We start from the raw sequence: 17188 nt of genomic DNA on the forward strand, positions 1-17188 counted from the left end.
TTGCGGCGCCTCGCCGTACCTTCGTACTGTCTTCGGCGCCACGCCTTGCCCTGAAGGTTCTGTCAGGCGCTCGTGGATAATTACTCCTGCAATACGACCTGCGTGCCCGCCGCGACCACGGCCGCCACTTCCGCGGCGCTCCAGTTGGTCAGGCGGATGCAGCCGTGCGATTCCGTCTTGCCGATGAACTTCGGTACCGGCGTGCCGTGGATGCCGTAATGCGGCTTCGACAGGTCGATCCAGGCCACGCCCACCGGATTGTTCGGGCCGGCGGCAATCGTCGCCTTCTTGTCGCCCGGCTCGGCATCCCAGAACAGTTTCGGGTTGTAGTGATAGGTCGGGTTCGGGTGCACGCCGTCGATCTTCCAGTTCCCGATCGGCAGTGGATCGTGTTCGCTGCCGGTCGAGGCCGGATATTGCGCGATCAGGCGTTCCGATGCGTCGAACAGCATCAGCACCTTGCGGCTGTCGCTGACGACCACTTTCGACGCCGCCGGCAGGGCAGGGCCGCCGTGCACGCTCGGCACGACGATCGTTTCGCCGGCCTTGGCCAGGTTCTTGCCGGGATTCAGGCGCGTGATCAGCTCTGGACTGGCGTGGAATTTCTCGCCCAGGCCTTCGGCCGGGCTCGCATAGCCGAGCTTGGGCAGCTTGGCTTTTTCCATCATGTCTTCGGGAATCGGCTGGAAGGGGCCGGCCACGTCTTCGTTGGTCAGGACGTAATTCGTCAGGGTCGGCGTCGTGTCCCCGTTCAGCGCGTTCCAGGTCGCTTCGTCGAGCTTGCCGCTTTCCGGCAGGTTGCGCGACTTCTGGAAGGAGCTCAAGGCCTGGCGCATGTTCGAACCGAAGGCGCCGTCGATCTCGCCCGGCGAAAAGTGCAGGCGGTCGAGCAGCACCTGGGCGCGCAGCAGGCGCTCGAATTCGGCGCGCTCACCGGAGGCCGGCGCGTTGACGGCCTGTCCCGGCTGCTGGGTTGCGGTTTGCGGTGCCGCCTGCGGCGCAGGCTGGCCGGCGTGGGCGGTGAAGGGAAGGGCGCCGGAGAGGGCGGCCAGAAGGAGGGGAGCGACGATTTTTTTCATGTGGCACCTGCAATACTTGCTAAGGGAGACCCCAGCGTAGAGCTGCACCACCCGGCGGTCTGTGCGCAAACGAACTCAGGCTCAGCCGCATCGTGCTGCTGCGCGCAGCGCTACAATCGCGTCCATGACCACCGACGCCGACGTCTTCACCATCACCCTCCTGCCCCTCGGCGCCAGCGTTGCCGCCGGCGCCGGCACGGTACTCCAGGCCCTCGAGGCGGCCGGGATCGACCTGCCCAACTCCTGCCGCAACGGCACCTGCCGCACCTGCCTGTGCCGCTTCGAATCCGGCAGCGTGCGCTATCTCGTCGACTGGCCCGGCCTGTCGATCGAAGAAAAGCGCGACGACTACCTGCTGCCCTGCGTCGCCGTGCCGACGAGCGACCTGGTCGTCAACGCGCCGCTGGCGAAGCGGCGGGTTTGAGCTCTGCCTTGCCGGCAGTGCTCGCCAGCGCGCGCTCGATGGCGGCGACCACGAGCGGCCAGGAAGGCGAGCTGGCTGCGACTTCGTCGTAGTGGCTGGCGCCCGGCAAGATCACGACTTCCGCATTGTCGCCCGCCGCGCGTGCGCGCGCCGCATAGTCGTGCGCCACGCGCGGCGGCGAGATCGTGTCCAGTTCGCCCGTCACGAGGATCGTGTGGCTGCCGTTGGGCATCAGCTCGGCTGCATTCGTGTCGGCATAGACGTCCGGCCGCGTGGCGCTCGGCAGGCCGGCCAGCTCAGGCGTATCGCGCCCGCAGCTGGTCTTGATCAGTTCGCGTTCGCGGCGCAGGTCGGCCAGGCCGCCGAGGCTCACCACGGCGCGCACCGGCAGCATGGCCGTGCGGTGCAGGGGACTGGCGGCGGGGATGCGCGCGCGACCCGCAATCCACTGCACCAGCTGGCCGCCGGCCGAATGGCCGACCGCCACGACCCGCTCCAGGTCGAGCGGCTGGACCTTGCCCTGCGCGGCGAGCGTGTCGAGCGCCGCGTGCATGTCCTGGTACATGCCCGGATAGCCGCCGCCGGCCTCGTCGACGCGGCGGTATTCGACGTTCCAGACCGCGATGCCGCGCTTGACGAGCGCGCCGGCCATGTTGCGCAGCTGGCTGATGCCGCCGAATCCCGCCGTCCAGCAGCCGCCGTGTACCAGCACCGCGACCGGGAAGGGCCCGGCGCCCGGCGGCAGGAACAGCTCCGCGTATTGCGAGGGAGCGGGACCGTAGGCGACGTGCTCGGTGGGGGCGGGGCCGTTCAGGGCCATGTAGTCGGCAAGTTTCATGGGGGCAGCCGACGCGAGGGCCGGAATGAGAGTGGCGAGCAGGAAAAGTCGGATTTTCATAGGGAACCGATACGGAAAACATGAACTATACGCATCTTTTGGCGCTGCGCACGATTGAAAACCTGCTCCGTTCTTCCATGCTAGTCTGCGCAAAACGTCAATGTTTTCAACCACCACGGGAGAATCTCCATGAACGAATCGAAAGCGAACGATACCGGTAGCAAGCAGTCGGACCATATGTCGGAAGAAGATCTGGCGAAACAGCGCGCCGGCAAGGAGCACAAGAGCAGCCACGACCATATGTCGCGCGAGAAGGCCAGCACCAATGAAGGCGCCGGCGGCGGCGCCAAGCAGAAGCAGAACCACTGACAGGTCGCAGGGCAGGCAGTCTGTCTCGCCCTGACTTTCCCGACGGCGCGGTCCTCCCGGCCGCGCCCTTGTTATTCACGACCATCTGAAGCGAGGACGCTGATGGACATGACCGATCCGCAGGACGGCGGCCGGGGCGCGCTCCAGGCGCATTCGACGCCCGATCCCGAGCAGCCGCCACCCACCATTCCGGTACCCGACGACGTGCCCGATCCGGCGCACGCTCCCGTCGAGGAACCCGTCATCCCCGAGCCGCCGATCCGCGCCGGCTGATGGAGGTTCCCCAAGCAAAAGCGCCACCCTCGGGTGGCGCTTTTCAGTTGGGATGGACCACTCCCCTCAGCCCTTTTGCGGCGGCTCGGTGCTGCTCCTGAGCGGCGGGATTTCCTTGATCATCTCTTCGGTTTCCTTCTGCGCCGGTGTTTTTTCGCCGCTGCCGATGTCGTCCTCATGCAGGATGGCCCCGCCTTTTTCTGCCGGATCTTGCGGTTGTCGCGATGGTGTCATGGTGCTTCCTCCTGGTCGAATATTGGGACAATCCTAACAGTCGCGCCCTGCCTTCGGCGCGCAGTACGACAGTGTGGCGATCTTGCTGAATTACACACAAAGTTACAATTATGTTCGCTGCCGAACGTTCCCAATGTGTGAGTTTTTTTATAATATCAGCTCATGGTTTTGGATCGTATCGACGGAGACTCAGATGGGCAATTCGCTGCATAACAAGATTTACCTGGGCCGGAGCACCGGTTTCGCATCGCGCCGTTTCCAGGGCGTGCTGGCCGTCGGCGCCATCGTTGGCGCCGGCCTGCTGTGGATAGCATTGCGCACGATGCGCTAAGGTTTGCACTTCATTTGTTGCCGCCGTCTGTCCCGGCGGTTACCATGACGGCCCAGACACCATACGAGCCGTAATGAAGAACGAAAAACTGACGACCGACGAATACAACGCCCTCGAGTTCATCCGCCGCGGCGCCCGCACCGACCGGGTCAATGCCTGCGTCGGGCGTAACGCCAAGCGCCTGGCCGGCCTGAAGATGATCGCCTATGGGCGTGACGGCAAGGTCGAGATGACGGAGAAGGGCCAGCAGGTGCTGTTCCTGCGCGCCTGTGTCGAAGCCTTGACGAGCCTTGCGCAGGATCCTGCGGCGCCGGTAGCGGGCGATGTCGCTCAGTTCCTGGTCCGCAAGTCGCACATCGCGCCGCGCGAGGAAGGCGGCTTCGAGGTGACTGCGCGTGGCCTGGAGTCGCTGGCCGACATCCAGGCGCAGGAACCGAAGAAGTAAGAGAACTTGGGCCGCGCTCTGTCAGCGCGGCCGAAAAAATGCGCAGGGCAAGGCGCAGCGTCGAAGACAGTACGATAGTACGGCGAGACGCTGCAACGCCGCCATGCACATTTTTTCAGTTGCGGCGGCGGCGGCTGGGGTAGACGAGCGTGCGCACGGCAATCTCGGCCGGTACGTTCATTGCCGCAAGAAACTCGGCTGCGCGCTGCAGGCCGAGCGTCGGGATCGAAGCCACCGCCTGGTTCACCAGATCGCGCGTGCGCATATCGGTCCTCAGCACGCGCGAGTTTGCCGCTGGGCGGGTTTGTACTTCTTCCGTGTTCATCATGTTCCTGGGCGTTGCAATAGAGACACGACTATTGTAGAGCAAGGATGTGCGAAATGCCACATTCTTGTAGGAATAATCCTTCAGGCAAGGGCAGGGGCCGGCTCGGGCGCAATCATCTCTTCGGGGGCCAGGCCGCGGCCCTCGATCAGCAGCTGCTCGAACTCACGCGCCGGCAGCGGCCGGCTGAAGTAATAGCCCTGCATTTCGTCGCAGCCGTGGCGGCGCAGGTAGTCGAGCTGCTCGCTCGTTTCCACGCCTTCGGCGATCACCGCCAGCTTCAGGTTGTGCGCCAGGGCGATGATCGAGGTGACGATCGCCTCGTCGTTGGCGTCGCGCGTGATATCGGCCACGAATGAGCGGTCGATCTTCAACACGTCGATCGGGAAGCGCGACAGGTAGGACAGGCTCGAATAGCCGGTGCCGAAGTCGTCGATCGACAAATTCACCCCCAGCGCCTTCATGCGGTGCAGCAGGTCGACGGCCGGCGTGATGTCGCTCATGAACAGGCTCTCGGTGAGCTCGATCTCGAGGTATTCCGGCTCCAGCCCGGTATCTTCCAGCACGCTGGCCAGGTTCTCGATCAGGTCGGCGGCGCCGAACTGGCGCGCCGACAGGTTCACGGCCACGCGCAGCTTGCCGTAGCCCGCGTCCTGCCAGGCCTTGTTCTGGGCGCAGGCACTGCGCAGCACCCAGGCGCCGATCTGCACGATCATCCCGGTTTCCTCGGCGATGCCGATGAAGCGGCCTGGGGGGACCGTCCCCAGCTCCGGGTGTTGCCAGCGGATCAGGGCTTCCATGCCGACGATCTTGCCGGTCTTGATGTCGAGCTGGGGCTGGTAGTAGAGCACGAACTCGTCCCGCTCGACGGCATTCCTCAGCGCGCTCTCGATGCGCACCCGTTCCAGCGACTCCTCGTTCATTGCCGGCGTATAGAACTGGAAGTTGTTGCGGCCCAGTTTTTTGGCGCGGTACATGGCGATGTCGGCATGCTCGATCAGGGTATCGGCATCCGTGCTTTCGCTCGGGTAGACGGAAACGCCGATACTGCAAGTCACGAAAAATTCCTTGGTGCCGAGCATGACCGGCTGGGCCACCGCATTCATCACGCGCTGCACAATGTCCGGGGTGAGCTGCTGGTCGCCGCTCTCGGAGACGATGACGACGAATTCGTCGCCCGACAGGCGCGCCACGGTATCGGCGTCGCGCAGCGAGGAGCGTAGGCGCGCCGCGACCGTCATCAGGAGCACGTCGCCGGCCTTGTGGCCCATGCTGTCGTTGACGAACTTGAAACGGTCGAGGTCGATCAGCATGACCCAGGCCGGGCTGCCGCTGCGCGTCGCATGGGCCACGGCCTGGCCGAGGCGGTCCTGCAGCAGCGAGCGGTTCGGCAGGCCGGTCAGCGCATCGTGCTGGGCCACGTGGTGCACGCGCTGTTCGGTGAGCTTGCGTTCGGTGATGTCGCTGCCGGTGCCGCGGTAGCCGGAGAACTGGCCGAGCTCGTCGAACACGGGTTGGCCGTTGACCAGGAACCAGCGCGTCTGGCCGGTGTCGTCGAGCAGCTGGTACTCGAAATCGTTGAAGGGCTGGAAGTCGCGCACCTGGGCGATGTGGGTGCGGCCGCGCTCGGTGTCGCCCAGGGTCGGGATGAATTCCCAGCGCGTCTTGCCGAGCAGGTGCTCGACCAGGATCCCGGCCTTTTCGCTGAAGCCGCCGGTCACCATCGTGAAGCGGAAATGGCTGTCCTGTTCCCAGTACCAGTCCGAGGACATGGACACCAGCTGGCGGAAGCGCTGCTCGCTCTGCTGCAAGGCCTTTTCGGTGCGTTCGCGCGCGACCATGTCGTCGACCAGGCGCCGGTTGGTGCGCTTCAGGTCGGCGGTGCGTTTCCTCACCAGCTGCTGCACGCGCCGGGCGCGCGCGCCGGAAGCCTGGACCCAGGCCGCCGTCATCAGGCTGAGCAGGATGCCGCCGGCCAGCATCGCCAGCGAGGCCAGGTGGTCGGCCGCGAACGGGCGCGGCTTGGCCGCGACTTCGACCAGCCAGGGGCGCCCGGCGACGTCCAGGGTGCGCGCGACATAACTTGCGTGTTCGGGCGCGATCCAGCTGCCCAGCAGTTCATGGCGGGGGTGGACGCCGCCGGCGCTGGTGGTGAACACCAGGTCGGATGCCTCGGCACGCGCGCCGGCATACACCGACATCACGATCTGGCTGTCGTCGAGCAGGCCGGCGCCGGCCAGCGCCATGCTCACCAGTTCCTCGGCGCGCACCACGACGGCGGTGTCGCCGGCGAGCCGGCCCTTGGCGTCGTAGACCGGCAGGATCACCTGGAAGCTCGGCTGCGGGCTCGGGTCCTGCACCAGCGGGAACAGCGGGGTGGCGGCGACCCGCCGTTCGGCATGGGCACGCGCCAGCGCCGCGTTGATCGGCGCCCGGGTCCCGGCGTCGAAACCGAGGGCGGCTTCGTTGCCTTTCAGGGGCACCAGGTAGTCGACGATGCTGTAGCTGGCGCGCCGCTCGGCGGGTACGCGGCGGCCGCCCCGTTCCTCGCTGATGACGGTGCCGGGAATGACGCGCCCCAGCTCCGCCTCGATCGCGGCGCGCTCACTGTCCTTCACGATGCGGTGGAAATTGAATGCCTTGATGAAGGGGTGGCGCAGCAGCAGCGGGGTGGTGAAATCCTGGAACTGGGCGCGCGTGACCGGCGCGCCGAGGGCGAACAGCTGGTTGGTGACCGTCACAACCTCGACCGCATCATGCAGGCCCTGGCGTACCGTCGCCACGCGCTGGTCGGCGCGCTGGTTGAAGGACAAGGCCAGGTTGTCGTATTCGAGGTGGCTCACGCCCACGAACAGGGCGCTCGAGGCGGCCAGGCCGGCCCCCAGCGTGAGGGCCGCCGCGCGGGTGAGTGAAAACGGCAGGCGACGCAACATGTCTGTTCCCAAAATTTATTTGCCCGAAAGCACCAAAGCAGCCAAGTGTGTCATTTTCGGCCCGTTTGCGCAAACAAATCCTTGCGTGCGAACCCTGGATCAAGGCCGTGTCGCCGCGATCAGACAAGGCGCCATGCCAGCCAGGCAACGAGCGCCCGCGCCAGTAGCCGGTTGAGGAAGGAAAAGCCCAGGCCGCGGCGACGCGCGACATATTCCTGCAGGCGCGCCGCACGGCTGCCGCCATCGTCGGCCCGGACGGCGAACAGCAGGTGGTTGTTGCCGGCGATGCCGGCAAAGTCGCAGACGCGCCCGCGAAAGGCACGCGCAATCCGCCCGACCAGCGCGTCGTGGCTGGGGTCGTAGCTGAGGATGTTTGCCGCCAGCACGCCGCCCTCGCGCAGGGCCTGGCGGCAATGGCGATAAAAGGCGGCGCTGCCGAGGGCGGCCGGCATGCCGGCGGCGTCGAAGCCATCGACCAGGATCACGTCGCAACTGGCGGGCGCAGCGCGGATGTAATCGGCGGCGTCGCCATGGATGATGCGCAGGCGGGCGTCGTCCGGCGGCACCTTGAACGCTTCGCGCAGGGCGATCACCTCGGCGCTGATCTCGAGCACCGTGATGCGGGTCTGCGGAAAGTGGCGGTAGCAGAACTTGGCCAGCGAACCGCCGCCCAGGCCGACCATCAGGATATGGCGCGGATGGGGCGCGAACAGGGCGAAGCACATCATGGCGCGCGCATACTCGAGCACCAGGTGGTCGGGGTGCGAGAGCAGCATTTCGCTCTGGATGTCGCCCGGCTGGAATTCGAGCGTGCGCCGGTTGCCGTGCGTGCGGACGCGGGGCACGGAGGAAGGTGGCGGATCGGTCGGTTCGGAGCGCGGCGGCATGGCGCCAGTATAGAAGAGAAAGCGCTCGTCTTCGCCCGCCGCTCTCCGCCGTTTTGCGCTCCTGTTGCGTCTTGTTCGCAGGCATGAAACTCTGATAAGCTGGTCCATGCCGCCACACGGAGCTCTTCATGTTTCTCGATCATCCCGCCATCACCGCCACCAACAGCGACGTCGAGCCCGACCGCATCGAGCGGCTCGAACGCGTTTATGGCTATGCGATGGCGCTGGCCGACAGCGCCGGCAAGGTCCATTTCGTCGACAAGCTGACCCAGCTGCACGATCACAAGGGAACGCTGATCGTGTTCTGGAACGAGGTGCCGGACGAGGCGGAGCGTCGTTATTTCGCCCGCGCCTGGGCCAGCAAGGTCGGCGACGGCACCGAGAACGTGGAGCACGAATGCTGAGCGGCGCGATGCTGACCATGGACTCGACCACGATGGTGCTGGTGCTGGCGCTGGGCAACCTGGCGCTGTGCAGCATGCTGTTCTTCTTCGACTATGGCGCACCGCGTGCGCCGGCGCTGGCCAGCTGGGGCCTGTCGAAACAGGTGCAGGCGGCGGCCTGGATCCTGCTCGCGCTGGGCGGCGCGCGCGTCGTGCCCGAACCGCTGGCGCTGCCCGGCGGCTGGGCCCTGCTGATCGGCGGCGTCGCGCTCGAATCGGCGGCCCTGTGGGAAACCGCGCACCGGCGGCGCCTGCAGCGCGCCATGGTGCCGCTGGCCCTGGGCGCGGTCTTCATCTTCCTCGTCTCCTACTGGATCGATCCGCTCGGCCTGCGCACGCTGGCCGCAGCCCTGATCCTCGGCGCCTTTTATTTGCTGGGCACGGCGGCGCTGGCGCGCGGCTGGCACCGGGCGAGCATGCTGCAGCGCGCGCTGGCGGTCGTCACGGCCCTGCTGGCGCTGCTGGTGGCCGCGCGCGGCATCCTGGTGCTGGTCATGCCCGACGGCTGGCGCTGGCTCTCGCACGACCTGCTGCGCCAGCTCTCGACCATTGCTTTTTATTTGCTCATGCTGGTGAACGGCTTCGGCTGGCTGCTGCTGGCGCGCGAACGCCTGCAGGCCGACCTGGCGCGCCTGGAAACGCTGGACCTGGTGACCGAAGCGCCGAACCGGCGCGGCTTCTTCAATGCGCTGGCGCCCTGGATGGCGCTGGCACGGCGGCCCGGCTCGCCGACCGCCCTGGTCGTGCTCGACCTCGACAGCTTCAAGCGCGTGAACGAGGGCTACGGCCATCCGGCCGGCGACGTGGTGCTGCGCCACGTGGCGGACCTGTGCAAGCGCCAGCTGCGCGACAGCGACCTGCTGGGGCGCCTGGTGGGCGGCGAATTCGCCCTGCTGCTGCCGCGCACCGGCGCCGAGGAAGCGATGCTGGTGGCCGAGCGCATGCGCGCCGCGATCGAGGCCACGCCCGTCAAGACCGAGCGCGCGCTGATCTCGATGACGGCCAGCTTCGGGGTCACCACGATCCGCCCCGACGACAGCAACGTGACGCTGTTCGGCCGCGCCGGCGCCGCCATGCGCGCTGCCAAGGAAGCAGGGCGCAACGCGATCCGCCTGGCGCCGCGCGAGACCGTGCCCGAGGCCTGAACCGGCGGCACGGTGCCGTCATCGGGGCGTCACAAAGCATGGCCATACTGCGCGGGTCTTCCAACCAGGGCACACCATGCCAGCTTGCGCACACTCCGCTCCCCTGTATGCCGCCGTCGAACTCGGGTCCGACAGCTTCCGCCTGCACGTGGCGAGCTGGGAGGACGGCGCCATGGTGCTGGCCCATACCCTGAACGAACCGATCCGCCTGGGCGCGGGCATCGGGCCTGACGGCTGCCTCGACGGCCAGACCGTGCGCCGCGCGCTCGACTGCCTGCGCCAGTTCAGGCAGGCGCTGGCCCGGTGGGAAGTGCGCGCCGTGCGCGTGGTCGCCACCGCCGCGCTGCGCGTGGCCTGCAATGCGCCCGCCTTCCTGCCTGCGGCCGAGGCCGCGATCGGGCATCCGGTCGAGGTCCTCGGCGGCGAGGAAGAGGGCCGCCTGGTGTACCTGGGCGTGGCCGGCGCGCTGCCGGATGGAGGGGAGCGCCGCCTCGTGCTCGACGTCGGCAGCGGCTCGACCGAGATTGCGGTCGGCCGCGGCGACACCGTCGAGCTGGTGCAGTCCTACGGTGTCGGCGCCTTGCGCCAGGGCCTGGCCTTCTTCGGCGACGGCATTTCGCCGGACGCCTTCGACGCCGCGCTGGCGTCTTCGCGCAGCCGCTTCGCCGACGCCGGCATGCTCGCCGGCGGGGCCGGCTGGAACCGTGCCTACGGCGCCTCGGGTACGGTGCGCGCCCTGTTCGAACTGGCCGGCGGCGACGCGGCCGGGGCGCTTAGTGCCAATGCGGCCAATGCGGCCAATGCGGCCAATGCGGCCGATGCGTCCGGCCTGCTGGCGCTGCGCCATGCGCTGGTCGAAGAGGGCGGCTTCATGCGCATCGCCGCCTTGTCGAACCAGCCGCTGCGCGCGGCGCAGATGGCGGGCGGGCTCGCGCTGCTGCTGGCCCTGGTCGAGGAACTGCATATCGAGGAGCTGGTGCCGGTCGGGGCGGGCCTGCGCGCCGGCGTGATCCGCGAGCTGCACCGGCGCGCACGGCAGGATGCACCCTTCCCGGAATCCGCCTGATCGACTATATTGTTTACCTTGTTAAGCAGTGGAATACCCAATGACCAGAAAACCGGTTCCCGCAACGGGCGCGGCCGCAGCCGCATCGACGCGGGCAAAAGTTGCCTCGGCACCCGCCAAGGCAGCTTCCAGAAGCACGAAAACCGCCGCCATGCCAGGCAGCGCCAATAAAACCTCCAGGTCCGTGCCGGTGAAGGCGGCTGCCGTGAAGGCCGCTGCGAAGACCGTCGCGCGCGCGGCCGCGAAGCCTGTCGCGCTCAAGGCGGCACCGAAGCCTGCAGCCAGGCCTGCTGCGAAAACCGCGGTCAAGGCTGCGGCGAAAGCACCGGCAAAGACAGCGGCGAAGGCTGCGGCCAGGCCGGCTGCGAAGGCCGTCGCCGCGAAGAGTCCGGCAGTCGCCCTGAAGAATGCGGCGAAGGCGCTCGTCAAGGCAGCGAAGGAAACGCCTGCGGCCGGCCGCAGCCGCGCTGTCCAGGCCGCTCCGGCGCCGCAGTCCGGACGCCCGGTGCTGGTACGCGACAGCTTCACCATGCCCGATGGCGAGTACGCGGTGCTGGCGAGTGTGAAGCAGGCCTGCCTGAAGGCCGGCTTCGAGATCAAGAAAAGCGAATTGCTGCGCATCGGCGTGGCGCTGGTGGGTCGCCTGGATACGGCGACGCTGCGCCAGGTGCAGGGCAGCCTGCCGCAGCTGAAAACCGGGCGTCCGCCAGGGTAGGGTGGCCGGCCGCGGTCGGAGATGTGCCCATGCGGACGCTCGCGTCACCGTGGCTCAGTGCAGCGCCGCCGAGGTCAGCTCCTTCAGTTCGCGGATCGGAATATTCGATTTCTCGTGCATGCGCAGCAGGATCGTCGCGCCCACGTTCAGCTTGCGGTGGCGGATCTTGCTGATGATCGGCGGCTGCACTTCGAGCACGCGGCACAGTTCCGCATCATTCTTGAGGTGCATTTTTTCGATCAGCGTGTCGAGCAGCTTGTTCGGCACGAAACTCGACGGTTCGAGGGCGCGGGCGCGGTGCATCGCCGCCAGCATTTCCTGTTTTTTTTGGCGTACGTTCATGTACTCCTCCAACTTGCTTTTTTGGTTGAGGGGACAGGACCGTTTTGGAAGACGCCCGATTGTTCTGATTGCTGTCGCGCTTAAACGCTGTCGCGTTCGGGTCGTTGTGATATTACTACGCCCGTGCGGCTGGCGCCGCACTATTCGTCGCGAACGGTGTCTAACGTGCTTATTTCCGCGCGGAATTTACGTTAAATCTCACGCCCGCTTGAGGCCGTCGCGGCTCAGGATGAGGATTTCGTCGGCCATTTCCGCCGCCGCATGCGAGTGGGTGACCATGATGGCCCCGGCGCCGTTGGCCTTGATCTCGGCGCGCAGCAGGCGCAGGATGCCGCCCGCCGTTTCCGGATCCAGGTTCCCGGTCGGCTCGTCCGCCAGCAGCAGGGCCGGCTTGTGCACGAGGGCGCGCGCGATCGCCACGCGCTGCAATTCTCCGCCCGAGAGCTGGCGCGGGAAGTCCTGGCCACGCCCGGCCAGCCCGACCGCCGCCAGCATGGTCTCGGCGTGCGCCGCGCCTTCACGCGCATTTTCCTGATTCAGTAATAAAGGCAGCGCCACATTCTGCTGCAGCGTCAAATGCGGCAGCACGTGGAAGGCCTGGAAAATAAAACCCATGCGCGTGCGCCGCAGGCGGGTGGCGGCATCGTCGTCGAGTGCGGCCATGGCCGTACCGTCGACGATGACTGCGCCGCTGTCGGGGGCATCGAGGCCTGCGATCAGGTTCAGCAGGGTCGACTTGCCGACGCCCGACTCGCCCATGATGGCGACGAAACGGCCGGCCTCGAAGACATGCGACAGGTCCGACAGGACGGTGCGTCCGCCATAGGTCTTGGTGAGCTTCGATAGTTCCAGCATCGGCTTAACGGGTAAGGACGCGCCGCAGCGCAAAGCTGACCGCATCGACCAGGGCCACCAGCAGCAGCATCGCCAGCACCACGGTCGCGGCGCTCTGCATCTGGAACAGCGACAGGTGGTACTTGAGCATCTGCCCCAGGCCGCCGGCGCCGACCACGCCCAGCACGGCGGCGGCGCGGATATTGTTCTCCCAGCGGTACAGCGTATACGAGAGCATCTGCGGCAGCGTTTGCGGCAGGGTGGCGTAGAAAAAGGCCGCCAGCGCGGGCGCGCCGTTGGTACGCAGGGCCGCTTCCGGCTGCGGCTCGGCGTTTTCCAGCGCGTCGGCGAACAGGCGCCCCAGCACGCCCGAGGTGTGCGCCGCCAGCGCCAGGGTACCGGCGAAGGGACCGAGGCCCGCGGCCACCAGCAGCAACGCGGCCCAGACCAGTTCCGGAATCGAGCGCAGGACGTTCAGCACGGCGCGCACGGCGGCGCGTGCCGATCCTCCCCAGCGCCCGGCCGCGGGCAGCGCCATGACCAGGCCGGCAAACACCGCCAGCAGGGTGCCGAGCGCCGACATCGACAGCGTCTCTAACGCCGCGTTCAGCGTCTTCATCAGGAACGGCGTGGCCGTCTCGGGCGGGGCAAAGCCGCCCAGGAATTCCATCGTGGTGCCGACCGCTTCCGGTGTGAAGAAGGCGGCCAGGTCCAGGCGCAGCGTGGCGAAGCTGGCGATCACCAGTATCAGCAGCAGCACCAGCAGCAGCGGCGTGCTCCACGAACGGGGCGGCGGCAGGGGGCGGTTCATCCGAGCCTCCGGCGCAGCAGGGTCGAGACCAGGTCGGCCGCGGCGACCAGCAGCACGAAGACGAACAGCATGGTCGCCACTTCGCCGCCGGCCATCATCCTGGTCGATTCGTCCATCCGCTGCCCCAGTCCGCCGGCGCCGACGAAACCCATGATGGCCGAGCCGCGGATCGCGCACTCCCAGCGGTAGATCGTGTACGAGACCAGTTCGGCTGCGGCCTCGGGCAAGGCGCCGTAGAGCAGGGCCGGCAGGCGCGCGGCGCCGTTCGCCAGCAGCGCATCGGTGGCATGGGCGTCGCTCGATTCGAGGATTTCGGCATATACCTTGGCCAGCATGCCGCAATAGGTGAGGGCAATCGCCAGCACGCCGGCCGTGGGGCCGAGGCCGACCACGCGCACGAACAGCAGCGCCCAGACCAGTTCCGGCACGCTGCGCAGCAGCACCAGCACCCAGCGCACGCCCTGGCGTACGAGCGCCGCGGGCCAGCGCACGCGGCCGGTGCCGAGGCGCGAGATCGACAGCCGCTCGCTCACCAGCAGCGTCGCGGGTATCGCGCCCAGCAGGGCCAGCACCAGGCCGCAGGTCGCAATCGCGACCGTGATCCAGGTTTCGCGCAGCACCATGACGAGGAATTCGAGTGAATGGGCGGGGTGCAGGAAGTCGCCCAGGAAGGTGCCGGCCGCCGCCAGGCTTTGCAGGTCGAACAGGATCCAGGGCTTGAATTCGCTGTAGACGAGCGCGGGCCAGAGCAGCAGCAGCGCGGCGGCGCAGGCCAGCAGGCGGCCACGCCAGGCCGGATCGGGGTGCAGGAGGGTTGCCGCCATCGGTCAGAAGCAGGCGCCGACGGCGAGGCGCTCGGGCGGCTCGTGCACGGCGTGCGGGTGCGGTTCGATCTGTTCGTTTTCGTAGAGCGCGGCGATCATCGCATCGGTCACCTGCTCGCGCGGCAGGTCGAACACGATACGGCCGTTCCGCAGGCCGACGATGCGGCCGAAATGCGCGCGCGCCATCTCGACCTGGTGCAGGCTGCATACCAGGGTGGCCTTGCGGTTGGCGGCTTCTTCCTGCAGCGTGGCCAGCGTGATGCGGGCCAGGGCCGGGTCGAGCGCGGAGATCGGCTCGTCGACGAGGAAGGCGTCGGCACCGGACAGGAGCAGGCGCGCCAGGCTGCAGCGCTGGCGTTCGCCGCCCGACAGGCGGTCGACGCGCGCATACAGTTTGTCGCCGAGACCGAAGCGGCGCAGGGCCTCGAAGGCGGCATCCGGGTCGACCGGCGTAAACAGGGAACGCAGTGCCCTGGCCAGGCTCCAGTGCGGCAGGCGCGCCGCCAGCACGGCGGTGACGACGCGCTGGCGCGGCGGCAGCGGCGGCGTCTGCGGCGCCAGGAACAGGCGCGCGCGCAAGCCGTGGCGCGCCTTCTGCGGCAGCGCCCAGGGATCGACGCCGAACACGGCCAGCGCACCTGCGGCCGGCTGGTGGGCGCAGGCCAGGGTCGACAGCAAGGTGGTCTTGCCGGCGCCCGAGGGACCGATGAGCGCAAGCTGCTCGCCCGGTTGGATATCCAGGTCGAGTTCGTGCAGCGCGGCCGTGCGGGTGCCGGTGAGGTGGCGCACGGTCAGTTTGTCGAGCTTGAAACTCATCGGCTTTGACGTCATCGGTTGGAGCCTTGTCGATCCACCAGCGCGATTACTTCAGCAGGCCGGCGTTCTTCGCCGCCGCTTCGATCGCCTTGTAGTTCTCGGCCCGGGTCGGCACGAATTTCGTCGCGCGCTGCAGGTCCAGGATTTCCTTGCCCTGCGGGGTCGAGGCATCGAGCGCCAGGAAGGCGTCGCGGATCTTCTTCTGCAGGGCCGGGGCCATGCTCGCGTGCACCGACCAGTTGTAGTCGTAGTAACCCGGGGTGGTGTAGAACACGCGGGTGGTCTTCGGATCGGCCTTGCCGGCTTCGACCAGCTTTTCCCAGACCGAGATGTTCAGGGCGCCGGCATCGACCTTGCCGCCCGCGACCGCGGCGACGGTGGCGTCATGCGCGCCCGAGAAGGCAACGCGCTTGAGGTCGGTGTCCGGGTTGATCTTCGCACCCAGCAGGAACGAACGCGGCATCAGGTGGCCCGAAGTCGACGATTCGGAACCGAAGGAGAGGGTCTTGCCGCGCAGGTCTTCCAGCTTGTTGATGCCGGGTTGCGTGGTGATGAACACGGAACGGAATTTCTCGTCCTCGGCCCGCTGCACCAGGGGCACGACCTGGCCCTTGCTGCGCACGTTCGCCTGCACGAAGGTGAAGCCGCCGAACCAGACCATGTCGAGCTTGTGGTTGATCAGGCCCTCGACCGAGGCCGCGTAGTCGGTCACCGGCGTGAACTCGACCTTCAGGCCGGTCGCCTTGGCCAGGTAGTCGCCCAGCGGCTTGAACTTGCGCTGCAGTTCGGTCGGCGCTTCGTCCGGAATGGCCGAGACGCGCAGCACGCCCGGGGTGTTCTGGGCGGAGGCAGGGGCGGCCAGCAGCAGGGCGACGCTGGATGCGGCGAACAGCGACTTCAGGGCGGACATGGGAGACATAAGGGCTTTCTTGTTGTAAATAGCACGGGGGCGAAGGCGAGCACGCTTGGCGGCTGCCCGGCGCGGAGGATTCGCAACTTCCGCTATGATAGCAAAAACAGCAACTTCCTCCCTAGCCAGGGCGCATCGGGTGCTCCGGCGGCACGAATGATAAACCTTATGCTGACGACCTGCACAACCGAGAAGCTCGATGTGCCATGCACAGGCAGCGCCCACGTGCCGTCCGAGCTGTTCGACGGCCTTGGCGCGCGCCAGGCGGCGATTTCTCCCAAGTTCCTGTACGACGCGCTCGGCTCGAAACTGTTCGAGGCGATCTGCGAGCTGCCCGAGTATTACCCGACCCGCACCGAGGCCGGCATCTTCGAGCGCCACGGCCGCGAGATCGCCCACGCCTGCGGCATTGGCAGCACGCTGATCGACCTGGGCGCCGGCAACTGCGCCAAGGCGGCGGCCTTGTTTCCGCTGCTGCGCCCGGCGCAGTACGTGGCGGTCGACATCTCCACCGAATTCGTCAGCGAAGCGCTCGCCAGGCTGCGGCTGCGCTTCCCGCACATCGACATGCAGGCCCTCGGGCTCGATTTTTCCAGCGGACTGGTACTGCCGGAGAGCGTGCGCGCCGAGCGCCGCCTGTTCTTCTATCCGGGCTCGTCGCTGGGTAATTTCACGCCGCCCGAGGCACGCGTCTTCCTGACGCGCCTGCGCAGGGGCTGCGGTCCGGATGGCGCCTTGTTGATCGGTATCGACCTGGCGAAGGACAAGGCCATCCTCGACGCCGCCTACGACGACGCGCTCGGCGTCACGGCCGCCTTCAACCTGAACGTCCTGCGCCATGTGAACCGCCTGCTGGGCAGCGACTTCGACATTCGCAACTGGCGCCACGTCGGCTTCTACAACGAGGCGGCGGGCAGGGTCGAGATGCACCTCGAGGCAAAGCGTTTCCAATCGGTGCGCTGGCCGGGCGGCGGGCGCGATTTCGCCGCGGGCGAACGCATCCATACGGAAAACAGCTATAAATACCGCCAGGCCGACGCCATCGGCCTGCTCGAACAGTCGGGCTTCGAGGCCACCCGGGTGTGGACCGATCCACGCTGCCCGTTCGCGGTCATTCATGCGCAGGCGATCGCCTGAATTCCGC

22 protein-coding genes are annotated in these 17188 nt (G+C 67.3%); 10 read left to right on the forward strand and 12 right to left on the reverse strand.

What is annotated here, in order from left to right; all coding sequences use genetic code 11:
- Nucleotides 1–80: 80 nt before the first annotated feature.
- Complete coding sequence (locus tag ACI48I_RS13890; RefSeq protein WP_193686361.1) at nt 81–1079, reverse strand: L,D-transpeptidase family protein; 999 nt, start codon at nt 1077–1079, stop codon at nt 81–83.
- 124 nt (nt 1080–1203) lie between these two features.
- Here ACI48I_RS13890 and ACI48I_RS13895 point away from each other — a divergent pair, with 124 nt between their 5' ends.
- A complete protein-coding gene (locus ACI48I_RS13895; protein WP_193686360.1) occupies nt 1204–1503 on the forward strand; it encodes a 2Fe-2S iron-sulfur cluster-binding protein in 300 nt (99 codons plus the stop codon).
- Here ACI48I_RS13895 and ACI48I_RS13900 read toward each other — a convergent pair.
- Nucleotides 1472–2341 carry an alpha/beta hydrolase family protein gene (locus tag ACI48I_RS13900; RefSeq protein WP_498574501.1) on the reverse strand — a complete coding sequence of 290 codons (870 nt, stop codon included), beginning with the start codon at nt 2339–2341 and terminating at the stop codon, nt 1472–1474. The two genes, ACI48I_RS13895 and ACI48I_RS13900, sit on opposite strands and share 32 nt — an antisense overlap.
- Nucleotides 2342–2530: 189 nt before the next feature.
- Between ACI48I_RS13900 and ACI48I_RS13905 the strand changes: the two genes are divergently transcribed.
- Both ACI48I_RS13905 and ACI48I_RS13910 read left to right on the forward strand, forming a co-directional pair.
- Nucleotides 2531–2710 (forward strand): hypothetical protein, encoded by a 180-nt coding sequence (locus ACI48I_RS13905; RefSeq protein WP_193686358.1) that lies wholly within the window; start codon nt 2531–2533, stop codon nt 2708–2710.
- Nucleotides 2711–2812: 102 nt separating this feature from the next.
- The gene (locus tag ACI48I_RS13910) at nt 2813–2983 is read left to right on the forward strand and encodes a hypothetical protein (protein ID WP_193689167.1); all 171 of its coding nucleotides are present in this window, start codon (nt 2813–2815) and stop codon (nt 2981–2983) included.
- A gap of 66 nt (nt 2984–3049) precedes the next feature.
- Here the strand turns inward: ACI48I_RS13910 and ACI48I_RS13915 are convergent, their stop codons facing one another.
- Nucleotides 3050–3217: a hypothetical protein gene (locus tag ACI48I_RS13915; RefSeq protein WP_193686357.1), complete on the reverse strand. Its 168-nt coding sequence runs from the start codon at nt 3215–3217 to the stop codon at nt 3050–3052.
- A gap of 193 nt (nt 3218–3410) precedes the next feature.
- Here ACI48I_RS13915 and ACI48I_RS13920 point away from each other — a divergent pair, with 193 nt between their 5' ends.
- Together ACI48I_RS13920 and ACI48I_RS13925 are read left to right on the forward strand one after the other, a co-directional pair.
- Nucleotides 3411–3548 carry a hypothetical protein gene (locus tag ACI48I_RS13920; RefSeq protein WP_193686356.1) on the forward strand — a complete coding sequence of 46 codons (138 nt, stop codon included), beginning with the start codon at nt 3411–3413 and terminating at the stop codon, nt 3546–3548.
- A 73-nt stretch (nt 3549–3621) separates the two neighbouring features.
- Nucleotides 3622–3993: a hypothetical protein gene (locus ACI48I_RS13925; protein WP_193686355.1), complete on the forward strand. Its 372-nt coding sequence runs from the start codon at nt 3622–3624 to the stop codon at nt 3991–3993.
- Between the two features lie 115 nt (nt 3994–4108).
- Here ACI48I_RS13925 and ACI48I_RS13930 read toward each other — a convergent pair whose 3' ends face one another.
- The 3 genes from ACI48I_RS13930 to ACI48I_RS13940 all read right to left on the reverse strand — a co-directional run bounded on the left by ACI48I_RS13930 (nt 4109) and on the right by ACI48I_RS13940 (nt 8096).
- Nucleotides 4109–4321: a hypothetical protein gene (locus ACI48I_RS13930; RefSeq protein WP_193686354.1), complete on the reverse strand. Its 213-nt coding sequence runs from the start codon at nt 4319–4321 to the stop codon at nt 4109–4111.
- An 80-nt stretch (nt 4322–4401) separates the two neighbouring features.
- Complete coding sequence (locus ACI48I_RS13935) at nt 4402–7251, reverse strand: bifunctional diguanylate cyclase/phosphodiesterase (protein ID WP_498574502.1); 2850 nt, start codon at nt 7249–7251, stop codon at nt 4402–4404.
- A 119-nt stretch (nt 7252–7370) separates the two neighbouring features.
- Nucleotides 7371–8096, reverse strand: coding sequence for a fused MFS/spermidine synthase (locus ACI48I_RS13940; RefSeq protein ID WP_498574503.1), 726 nt, complete (start codon nt 8094–8096; stop codon nt 7371–7373).
- Nucleotides 8097–8266: 170 nt separating this feature from the next.
- On the opposite strand from ACI48I_RS13940, the gene ACI48I_RS13945 reads away from it, so the two are divergent.
- The 4 genes from ACI48I_RS13945 (at nt 8267) to ACI48I_RS13960 (ending at nt 11507) form a co-directional block, all read left to right on the forward strand.
- On the forward strand, nt 8267–8542 hold the full coding sequence (locus ACI48I_RS13945; protein ID WP_193686351.1) for a hypothetical protein: 276 nt from the start codon (nt 8267–8269) through the stop codon (nt 8540–8542).
- The gene (locus ACI48I_RS13950; protein ID WP_498574504.1) at nt 8536–9726 is read left to right on the forward strand and encodes a GGDEF domain-containing protein; all 1191 of its coding nucleotides are present in this window, start codon (nt 8536–8538) and stop codon (nt 9724–9726) included. Before ACI48I_RS13945 ends, ACI48I_RS13950 begins: the two co-directional genes overlap by 7 nt.
- Nucleotides 9727–9802: 76 nt before the next feature.
- Nucleotides 9803–10792, forward strand: coding sequence for a Ppx/GppA phosphatase family protein (locus ACI48I_RS13955; protein WP_498574505.1), 990 nt, complete (start codon nt 9803–9805; stop codon nt 10790–10792).
- A 40-nt stretch (nt 10793–10832) separates the two neighbouring features.
- Complete coding sequence (locus ACI48I_RS13960; RefSeq protein WP_498574506.1) at nt 10833–11507, forward strand: hypothetical protein; 675 nt, start codon at nt 10833–10835, stop codon at nt 11505–11507.
- A 54-nt stretch (nt 11508–11561) separates the two neighbouring features.
- Here the strand turns inward: ACI48I_RS13960 and ACI48I_RS13965 are convergent, their stop codons facing one another.
- The 6 genes from ACI48I_RS13965 to ACI48I_RS13990 form a co-directional block, all read right to left on the reverse strand.
- Nucleotides 11562–11849, reverse strand: a complete 288-nt coding sequence (locus ACI48I_RS13965) for a hypothetical protein (protein ID WP_056339789.1) — start codon at nt 11847–11849, stop codon at nt 11562–11564.
- Between the two features lie 198 nt (nt 11850–12047).
- On the reverse strand, nt 12048–12704 hold the full coding sequence (locus ACI48I_RS13970) for an ABC transporter ATP-binding protein (RefSeq protein WP_193686349.1): 657 nt from the start codon (nt 12702–12704) through the stop codon (nt 12048–12050).
- Between the two features lie 4 nt (nt 12705–12708).
- Nucleotides 12709–13494 (reverse strand): phosphonate ABC transporter, permease protein PhnE, encoded by a 786-nt coding sequence (gene phnE / locus ACI48I_RS13975; protein ID WP_498574507.1) that lies wholly within the window; start codon nt 13492–13494, stop codon nt 12709–12711.
- Entirely contained in the window at nt 13491–14318 is an 828-nt protein-coding gene (locus ACI48I_RS13980; RefSeq protein ID WP_498574508.1) for a PhnE/PtxC family ABC transporter permease, read from the reverse strand. Before ACI48I_RS13980 ends, phnE begins: the two co-directional genes overlap by 4 nt.
- Nucleotides 14319–14321: 3 nt before the next feature.
- On the reverse strand, nt 14322–15134 hold the full coding sequence (locus ACI48I_RS13985) for a phosphonate ABC transporter ATP-binding protein (RefSeq protein ID WP_498574534.1): 813 nt from the start codon (nt 15132–15134) through the stop codon (nt 14322–14324).
- Between the two features lie 46 nt (nt 15135–15180).
- Nucleotides 15181–16053 carry a putative selenate ABC transporter substrate-binding protein gene (locus tag ACI48I_RS13990; RefSeq protein ID WP_498574509.1) on the reverse strand — a complete coding sequence of 291 codons (873 nt, stop codon included), beginning with the start codon at nt 16051–16053 and terminating at the stop codon, nt 15181–15183.
- 159 nt (nt 16054–16212) lie between these two features.
- On the opposite strand from ACI48I_RS13990, the gene egtD reads away from it, so the two are divergent.
- Nucleotides 16213–17181 (forward strand): L-histidine N(alpha)-methyltransferase, encoded by a 969-nt coding sequence (gene egtD / locus ACI48I_RS13995; protein WP_498574510.1) that lies wholly within the window; start codon nt 16213–16215, stop codon nt 17179–17181.
- The last annotated feature ends 7 nt before the right edge of the window (nt 17182–17188 follow it).

Source organism: Massilia sp. LXY-5 (assembly GCF_059801075.1).